Origin of the sequence: Nonomuraea sp. NPDC049637 (assembly GCF_040675235.1) — a bacterium.
Lineage (GTDB): Bacteria > Actinomycetota > Actinomycetes > Streptosporangiales > Streptosporangiaceae > Nonomuraea.
In genome coordinates, this window is the sequence record NZ_JBFAOM010000029.1 from 120,372 (window position 1) to 128,518 (window position 8,147).

At 66.9% G+C, this 8,147-nt stretch carries 8 protein-coding genes and 1 pseudogene; 4 read left to right on the forward strand and 5 right to left on the reverse strand.

From position 1 onward, the window contains the following. The first annotated feature begins 118 nt into the window (after positions 1 to 118). Positions 119 to 802 carry a pentapeptide repeat-containing protein gene (locus tag AB0J71_RS33025; RefSeq protein WP_364417779.1) on the forward strand — a complete coding sequence of 228 codons (684 nt, stop codon included), beginning with the start codon at positions 119 to 121 and terminating at the stop codon, positions 800 to 802. 566 nt (positions 803 to 1,368) lie between these two features. On the opposite strand, the gene AB0J71_RS33030 is transcribed toward AB0J71_RS33025, so the two are convergent. Further along, complete coding sequence (locus tag AB0J71_RS33030; protein WP_364389361.1) at positions 1,369 to 1,509, reverse strand: hypothetical protein; 141 nt, start codon at positions 1,507 to 1,509, stop codon at positions 1,369 to 1,371. A gap of 74 nt (positions 1,510 to 1,583) precedes the next feature. Further along, positions 1,584 to 2,054, reverse strand: coding sequence for a hypothetical protein (locus AB0J71_RS33035; protein WP_352330203.1), 471 nt, complete (start codon positions 2,052 to 2,054; stop codon positions 1,584 to 1,586). Between the two features lie 75 nt (positions 2,055 to 2,129). On the opposite strand from AB0J71_RS33035, the gene AB0J71_RS33040 reads away from it, so the two are divergent. Then, positions 2,130 to 3,311, forward strand: a complete 1,182-nt coding sequence (locus AB0J71_RS33040; protein WP_364417781.1) for a saccharopine dehydrogenase NADP-binding domain-containing protein — start codon at positions 2,130 to 2,132, stop codon at positions 3,309 to 3,311. A 636-nt stretch (positions 3,312 to 3,947) separates the two neighbouring features. Then, positions 3,948 to 4,094: a hypothetical protein gene (locus AB0J71_RS33045; RefSeq protein WP_352330207.1), complete on the forward strand. Its 147-nt coding sequence runs from the start codon at positions 3,948 to 3,950 to the stop codon at positions 4,092 to 4,094. Between the two features lie 971 nt (positions 4,095 to 5,065). Here AB0J71_RS33045 and AB0J71_RS33050 read toward each other — a convergent pair. Then, positions 5,066 to 5,599: an adenylyl-sulfate kinase gene (locus tag AB0J71_RS33050; RefSeq protein WP_352330209.1), complete on the reverse strand. Its 534-nt coding sequence runs from the start codon at positions 5,597 to 5,599 to the stop codon at positions 5,066 to 5,068. 147 nt (positions 5,600 to 5,746) lie between these two features. Then, positions 5,747 to 5,977, reverse strand: a pseudogene (locus AB0J71_RS33055) (integrase core domain-containing protein); the annotation flags it as partial. A 746-nt stretch (positions 5,978 to 6,723) separates the two neighbouring features. Between AB0J71_RS33055 and AB0J71_RS33060 the strand changes: the two are divergent. Next, positions 6,724 to 7,122 carry a tyrosine-type recombinase/integrase gene (locus AB0J71_RS33060; protein ID WP_364417783.1) on the forward strand — a complete coding sequence of 133 codons (399 nt, stop codon included), beginning with the start codon at positions 6,724 to 6,726 and terminating at the stop codon, positions 7,120 to 7,122. On the opposite strand, the gene AB0J71_RS33065 is transcribed toward AB0J71_RS33060, so the two are convergent. Then, the gene (locus AB0J71_RS33065; protein WP_364417785.1) at positions 7,100 to 8,017 is read right to left on the reverse strand and encodes a hypothetical protein; all 918 of its coding nucleotides are present in this window, start codon (positions 8,015 to 8,017) and stop codon (positions 7,100 to 7,102) included. The genes AB0J71_RS33060 and AB0J71_RS33065 overlap by 23 nt on opposite strands. Positions 8,018 to 8,147 lie beyond the last annotated feature (130 nt).

Sequence of the window (8,147 nt, forward strand, 5' to 3'; positions counted from 1 at the left end):
GCAGATCACAGCAGTGTCAAGACCGCGAGAATCTCGTCTCGGTCGTCGCTGGGGCCTGAACGGTAGGGCGCCAGGGGTCATCTGCAGGATGATCGGGCGTGGGCTAGGCTGCTGCCCGATGTCTTCCCGATCTCGTCATCAACAGCAGAAGCGGCTCAAAGCACCGGCTGCACCTAAATTGCCCTCGCCGCTGGTCGTGGCGCAGCTGCCCGAGCATGACGTGGAGGACGACGGCACCTACCGCGGCCTGGAATTCAACGGCAGCGACCTGACTTCTCGCGAGGTGGATGCGGCTGACTATGAGGGCTGCCGATTCGTCGTCACCAGCTTCGCGGGCAGCGAACTGTACCGGGCCGGGTTCGTCGATGTGGAGCTAGAGCGCTGCGACTTGTCCAACATGACGGCCAGGGCGTCGGGCATGCATCGGGTCCGCATGTCGGCGAGTCGGCTGACCGGCATGACCTGGACCGAATGCTCGTTCCGTGACGTGCTCTTCGACGCGTGCCGTGCCGATCTCATCGGCTTTCGATTCTCGACGTTCAAGAACACCGTCTTCCGCGACTGCATCATGCCGGAGGCTAATTTTCAGAACGCCGACCTGCGGGGAGTTCGCTTCGAGCGCTGCGATCTAAGTGGGGCTCAGTTCTCCCAGGCGCAGATGGACGGCGCGCACCTCTCCGACTGCGTGCTGCTGGGGATCGGTGGTGTCACCAGTCTCAAGGGCACGACCGTCAAGAGCCGCGACGCGCAGGGGCTGGTTCGCGCCCTGGCTGGCGCGTTGGGCATCCTCATCCAGGAGTAGACATCCCCCGGTGAGGACCTCGTTCGCCTTAGAACGCTGCCGCGACGCGCAAGTGGTCTCGGTCAACCCCTTGCCGGATCGGTGAGCCGGGCCTACGGGCCAGCGATCATCTGGATCAGCAGGCTGGTGTTCTCGCGCCGGACCGCCCGCTCGCCGACTGTGTCAAGGCCGGCGACTTCGTGATGCACTCGTCGGCGGCCTGGGCCATCGTGGCGAACTCCTTACTGGCGATCGAGTTCGCGAAAGCGAACTCGATCGCCGTGCCCGGAGCGCATGTAGCGGGTGGGCCGGACCCGGCGGCGGGCAGCGTCACACCGGGCGAGGTCGGTCGAGAGCTGGAACCGTTCCAGGCGGTCGCCCCGATTGGCCGCGATCACCCAGACGACGCGTACGGCCTGCCGCAGCCGTGGCCGTCAGGGATCTAGACGCCAGCGGCGATATCGGCGTAGCTGGGCTCGCGGCCGTGGTTGCAGCGAAGCCGGATCATCACGTCCGCGACGTCCTTCTCGGCCCGTGTGAAGCCAGTCTCACAGCGCCATGGGTCCGCCGGGATATCTGCCTGCCGCTCATGGCAGCCCGCCGTTCTCATCCAGGGATGCCGCCGGCGCCGCATCGTCCGAAGCGAAGCCAGTGGCCAGGTCCCGGACGGCGGCGATGGTCGCCTCGACGCCGTCGCAGAGTTCGGCGATGGCCTTGAAGACGTCCATGGACGCTTCGGCCCCTTCGTGGGCCATGAATCATTACAAGAAGTCACTTCGGATGACCGAGCTGGACTCCTGGATCACGCGTCTTCCCGGCGGCCCGGTGAGCGGGCCGTGAACGGCCGAGAGAGAGGGCGGGTCAAGGCTCCGGAACCATGGAGCATGATCGCGACCCGAACCAGCGAAACCGCGCCGCCGACCACTGTGGTCAGCGTCAGCCCGAACCAGAACGCCGTCCAGGTGGGAGGCAGGGTCAACAGGATTGCCAGGACGGGTGGGTAGCACAGCACCAAGAGTCGAAGCCGCCGGTCGTCACGGATCCGTTGGCAGGTCATCGGCGACGAACGCAATCCGCCGACCATGACCAGGCGCCAGGTGGACAGCGCCGTGCCGTACAGCACGACGAGCATCGTCAGGCCGAGGAGCTGAACCCAGTCGGGCACAAGGTCGCGGTCCGGCGTCGAGAAGGGCAGGGTCAGCGCGCCGATCGGCAGGGCGCTCAGCGCCTCGACGACGAGAATCCGGCTCGCCGGACGCTCGCGGATGAGCATCGCAAGTGATATTTTCATCACATCTACGATCGTAGGTTAAACGATAGTTTCAGTCACGTATTCAGGGAGTGGCGCATGAAGGTTCTCGCCCTCGGCGGACCCGGTGCGATGGGCCGGGTCGCGGTGCGCGTGGCGACCGGGCTGCCCGGCATCCGGGAGATCGTCGTCGCCGATCGCGATTCGCACGCAGCAGCGCGACTCGCCCATGAACTGGGCGGTTCGGGGGTACGGATGAGTTCCTGCAAGGTTGACGTCACCGATGAGGCCGAGCTCGACGCAGCGCTCAGCGATGTCGACATCGTCATCAACACCGTCGGTCCGTACTACCGGTTCGGCCTGGGTGTGTTGCGGGCGGCGATCCGCGCTCGTACGCATTACATCGACATCTGTGACGACTGGGAACCCACGTTGGAGATGCTCGATCTGGACGCCGACGCCCGGGCGGCAGGGGTACGCGCCGTGATCGGGATGGGCGCGAGCCCCGGCATCAGCAACCTGCTCGCGGCCAGGGCCGTAGCCCGGCTCGACGCCGTGACCGACCTCTACACGGCCTGGCCCGTCGACGTGCCGGGTGCCGGCGCCGACGATACTGTTCTATGCGGTCCGGACGGTCGTCCGATCGCGGCCGCCGTGCACTGGATGCAGCAGATCAGGGGAACGGTTGCTGTGGTGAGCAACGGCGAGATCGTGCAGCAGCCACCGCTGCGGCCGGTCGCGCTCACCTTGCCCGGTGGCCACAAGGGCACCGCGTACACCGTCGGCCATCCCGAGCCGGTGACTCTGCAACGCAGCTATCGACCCACCGGAGACGCGGCCAATCTCATGGTCATCACGCCTGGTGCCGTGGCCTACCTGGACGTGCTCCGCAGCGACATGGACAGCGGCAGGCTCACCAACGAGACGGCAGCCGCGGACCTGGCGAAACCGACGATGCGCCGCGCCGTACGGGCCGCCTTGCGCGCCGTCAAGTTCAGCACGCCCGGCTCCCTGCCGCCGTTCTTCGCCGCCGCCACAGGAACCAGGGACGGTCGTCCGCTGACGGTCCTGGCCCACCTTGTCAGCGCGGGCGGGCTGATGAAGAACATGTCCGAGGCCACCGGGATCCCGGCAGCGGCGGGGCTCGCCCAGCTGCTCGACGGCACTGTCGTCCGGCCAGGAGTCCACCCACCAGAAGCTGCCATCGATCCCGACCGCTTCTTCGCCGATCTGGACGAGCTGGCCAGGCCCATCGCGGTCATGATGGAGGAAGCATCGTGACCGGCGCGCCTCCCTGGGTGATCCCGCCTCGATGCGGTCGGACGTCTCCCGGCGTTCGTGACGCTCCACGCGCCTCTATCCTCAGCGAAATGATTCCGTGAGGTACGCGGCCCAGAAAATCTCGCGAGCCGTGAGCAGTGAATGGCTCTCCGTCCTGCCGACACGGGTTGTAGCGAACTCAGCCCCTACAAGTACCGCACCGCCGACTCGCCCAGCTCATCCGCCTTGCCCGCGGCCGCGCACCGGCGTCACGACTGCGCCGAACGTGCCATGTCGCCGCCCCCGGCCTCGGCTGTGAGGACGTCTACGGCGATGAGTACCACCCCGAGGACGACAACGCCCCGGCCGCCCTTCAGCTGGTAGATCCGAGGAGCCCGGCACAGGGCCCGCCTCACCCCGCGCCGCCTCGCATTCCCCCACAGCATCGCCGAGCACGAGAGGTCGTCCTGTACCCCTCCTAGCCCGACATCCCCCGGTCGCGGGCTTGACCATGACGACGTGAACGCCCTCGTCAAACTCGGCTTCAGTCACGTCGACGACCAGAACACCGGCCGCCCGGTGAGACGCTGCGGTAGACGATCTGCTCTACACCGCCGTCGATGTGGAGGACGGGCTGGAGGCTGAGCTGCCGGCCTGGTGGCGGCAGAGTTCGAGTCGGAGGTGTCGCCGCCCGACGGGGACACCTTGGTGCGCGCGCCGCGGTCGGTGCAGGCGGCGCTGCGGGCGTCGTCGGCGCCGCGGTTCTTCGCCGACCTGGCCTTACAGACGCTGGTGTTCAACTGAAGCAGGTGCGCCGGTATCTGCCCGATCCGCAGTTACGGCAGGCGGCGCGAGATCGGGTGACGGCGCTGAAAGGGCCGGACACGCGGCTGGGGTGGCGCATTCGCTCGGCTCGGTGGTCGCCTAAAGAGGCGCTGTGCGCACTGACACACGAGAACAAGGATGAGGACGGGTATGGGTGCGCCCTGGTCACGCGAGAGTCGCCGCTCGGCGCGCTAATGATCTTCGACCGGCTGGGGTCGTCCCCGATCCGCAGAGCCGCTGGCCGGGCGGTGACAGACTGGTCTGGACGAACGTGGTCGACCACGGCGACGTCGTGGCGGTGGTGAAGGATCTGCGGCCGCACTTCAGCGACCGGGTGGCCGGCCAGGTGGTCTACGACGGCGCGCGCCCACGATCCCACCCGGCACCTCACCGACCAGCGCACCTGCACCGCCATCTGCCAAGGACGGGTCGAATGAGCGGCCCTGACCTGTCGTCGCAGGGCGGGCACCAGTCGTCAGACGATCGCGGTGACGTGCGCGGTGACGTGCGCGGTATCTCATCGCGACCGTGATCAGCCGTTGTCCCAATGGGGCCCGCCGGAGCTGGGCTAAGACTGCCCTGGCCTGATCGAGGGCCGCCTCTCCCGCCGCGGCTGGGCAACGATGCCGAGGAGAAATCTCGCCGCGCCTGGCAGTGCACATCACCGGACGAGCCGACCGATGGCGACAACTGGGCCGTGCCACTCTGACCAGGACCGGGGCCACGCCTTTTGGCGCCACGTGTGGCTGCTCGCCCACGCCCTCAGCGAGATCGAGGCTCTCCTGACGCGGCTCGACGAACTGGTGCCCGAGTTGCTCGGCCAGCCATGCGAGCCTCCGTGACACACGTCGGTACTCTTGCCTGCGGCTCAAGGGAGGCCCGGACGTAGTTGCCTACCCCGTCCGGACTTGCCCTGGGCTTTCGTACCGCTGGTGGCTTACCTGCCTGCTTCAGACCCAGCCGATAGCTTTCATCACGGCCTCGGCCACCTCCGAAACGGAACCATCGGAGGCTTCGACGACAACGTCTTCGAGCTGAGCATTGTCCATGATCTGGTCAAGCTCGCCCGACCTGTTGAGATGCCACTGAAGGGCGGCTTCCTCACCTTGGTGACGCCTGGCCAGCCGCTGACGGACAACAGGGAGCGCTACAAGGAGTCGACATACCGTCAACTCGACGCCGACCGCCTCTGCATACCGCCTGCGCTGCTCTGGAGTCTCAGCGACGCCGGCCATGACGAGTCGGACAGCCCCAGCGTCCAGATAGTTTCCAGCAACGCTGCGCAGATTCCGGAGGGTCATCTCGAAGTTGAACCGATCATCCGGTGGCGGAGGCCAAGATCGGCGAAGTGCATCCAAGTCAATGACAGCATGGGCAATCCCGGCGTCGGAGAGCAGATCGCCAATCATCTCCGCAACGGAGGTCTTGCCAGCTCCCACCGTGCCGATGATCAAAAGCGCGCGGGACGATTCACCAGTGGACATGCAGACCATCATGGCAAGACCTCGGAGTGCGGGCTCCCATCCGGTCGACGGCGCGGCCTAGCACGACCCCACCGTTGCCAAATCAGAGCAGGCGTACGATCACCTGCCGAGACACTGGGCGACCGTCCAAAGAGGCAAGCGCGCGCCCAGGCTGCTGTGCCGTCGTTGCCGATTGTGCCAAATCTCCAGGTACTCGAAGATCACGTTCGCCGGCTCGATCCGAGTGTTCCAGTGCTGATGGTCGAGGAGCTCGACCTGCATGCGAGACCAGCACGACTCCATTATGGCGTTGTCGAAGCAGTCCCCGACGCTGCCCATCGAGGGCAACAGGCCGGCGTCCTTGGCGTGCTGGGTGAAGGCCCAGGAGCCGGACTGGACCTGAAGGGTGTCAATACTCCGTTCACGACCGTGAGCTGCGGGTTTGTCTTGGTTTCCAGGTCGGAGCAGTAGCTGGGGCGGGCATGCTCCAGCTCGTGGCGCTCCGTCTCTTCTATCTGATCTTTTGCCGCATCGTGGGCTGGCTAATGCTGCCGACTCGTAGCAACGCGACCTAGAACATGGAGATCCTCGTGCTGCGGCACGAGGTCGCCGTGTTGCGCCGTCAACTTGGCCGTCCGAGGCTGTCGTGGGCAGATAGGGCGGTGCTGTCTGCGCTGGCCCGCAGACCGCCGGAGATGATGCGGGCACAGCGACTGGTGACGCCGGGGACGCTGCTGCGCCGGCACCGGCGTTGGGTCGCGCGTCACTGGACCTACCCGAACCGAGGGATGGGGCGGCCTGCGACGGTTCGGCGGTAGTGACGTTGATCCAGCAGCTGGCGCGAGAGAATCCTCGCTGGGGCTACGAGCGCATCCGGGGCGAACTGCGGCATCTGGGCCATCAGGTGAGCGGTGCGACGATCCGTCGGGTCCTGAAGCGGGGGCGCTTGGGTCCGGCGCCGCGACGTGCTGGCGACCGCTGGCGAGACTTCCTCCGCTGCCACGCCGCGAGCACGCCGGCGTGTGATTTCTTCACGGTGGACACCGTCACGCTGCGCCGGTTGTACGTCTTCTTCGTCGTGGAGGTCGGCACCCGATTCGTACACGTGCTCAGCGTGACCGCCCACCCCGAGGGCGGGTCACTGGGTGATCCGCTTCCGGCTCAAGGGCGGCGCCGTCATCGTGGTGCCGCTACCGGAGGTGGCCATGGCGCTGCTGAGGCCACTGCTGGCCGGCCGCAAACCCGGCGACCTGCTGCTACGGCGCACCGACGGCCGCAGCTTCGACCGCTGGCGGCAACAGACCGCGCTCCGCCGCGCCGCCCGTGCCGCCAGCCTGGACGTGGCCAAGCTGACCCCGCACATGCTCCGCGCCACCGCCGCCACCCTCCTGCTCGCCATGGGCGTCCCGGTGGAGAAGGTCCAGGCGCTCCTGGGGCACGCCTCCCCCGTCACCACCCAGCGCTACGACCGCGGCGAGGCGCAGCTGGACGAGCACGCCGTCCATCGGCTGGCCGAACTGCTCACAGCGACATCGTCGGGCTGATGGCGGCGCCTCCGGGCGGGGTGTAGCTGACCCCGGTGGCGGAGGTGGGCCTGCCGAGACGGTCGGACGTGGAGACCACTACCCGACCTTCCGGGTTGACCAGATGCGTCTGGTCGCCGGTGGTGTTGTAGCCGAACCTGGTGATGGGTTGAACTGTGGCGACCTGGCCGTTGTTCTCGATCTGCGCCAGCGGCAGCTTGGCCTCGATGAGGCGACCGGTGACGTCATGGGTGAACAGGGTCGTGAAGGCGTCGGGGTCGGCTCCGTCGACGTTGCCGCGCGGGTCGATCTCCTTGAGCACGAGACCTTGTTCGTCGAGCTGCCAGCTGGTGGTGGAGGTGTCGCTCGTCCGGAGAACGCGTCGCCACACGAATGTCCTGCCATGAGGATGCGCCGCATCTCCCCATGACCAGGGCAGCGCACGTGAGAGCGAGCGCCAAGGTGAGGGATCAGGCGAGCAGCGCCTCAAGGACCGCGTACCGATCCGGATCAGCAAGGCCCGCAAACAGAGAAAGGGCAAGGCGCGTGGCCGCCGCAGCAGACAGTTCTTGCGCGAAGTCGTCACGTAGAAGGCAGGCGCATCTGGGCAACGGGTCAGGACCGGGAGGCTGATCGGGTCAGCTGCGTCAGCAAGCCCTGCCTTCGCTGCGGTCATCAGGTGCACGGCATCGTGCGCGGGTGTCCGTCCGGCCTGGATCGCGATGGTCAGGAGCAAGGCGGTGATGTCGGCGGCGGCATCGGAGGTGTTCGCGCTGGTGGCGGCGCCGCGTACGGCATAGTGAAGCCACCGTGCGAGCGTCTGGGGGCCATGGGAGCGGATCTGGATGATGAGCCGGCCGAACAGATTGACGGCGCGAAGCGGGTCGGTCCAGGTAGCGGGGCGGCCCAGCGCCACGGCTACATGTGCGGGCTGCCAGGCGTCGTCTTCGGCTAGTACTGCAGCGAGGTTTTGTGATCTGTAACGTGGAGGCATGCCAGATGACTTAACCACTGCTGATCTTCAGGAGTGGGTCACGGGGCTGGAT

What these genes read in the sequence shown, in the direction of transcription:
- AB0J71_RS33050 (WP_352330209.1), bottom strand. Translation starts at nt 5,599, where the DNA reads ATGTCCACTGGTGAATCGTCCCGCGCGCTTTTGATCATCGGCACGGTG.
- AB0J71_RS33035 (WP_352330203.1), bottom strand. Translation starts at nt 2,054, where the DNA reads ATGCTCATCCGCGAGCGTCCGGCGAGCCGGATTCTCGTCGTCGAGGCG.
- AB0J71_RS33025 (WP_364417779.1), top strand. Translation starts at nt 119, where the DNA reads ATGTCTTCCCGATCTCGTCATCAACAGCAGAAGCGGCTCAAAGCACCG.
- AB0J71_RS33040 (WP_364417781.1), top strand. Translation starts at nt 2,130, where the DNA reads ATGAAGGTTCTCGCCCTCGGCGGACCCGGTGCGATGGGCCGGGTCGCG.
- AB0J71_RS33030 (WP_364389361.1), bottom strand. Translation starts at nt 1,509, where the DNA reads ATGGACGTCTTCAAGGCCATCGCCGAACTCTGCGACGGCGTCGAGGCG.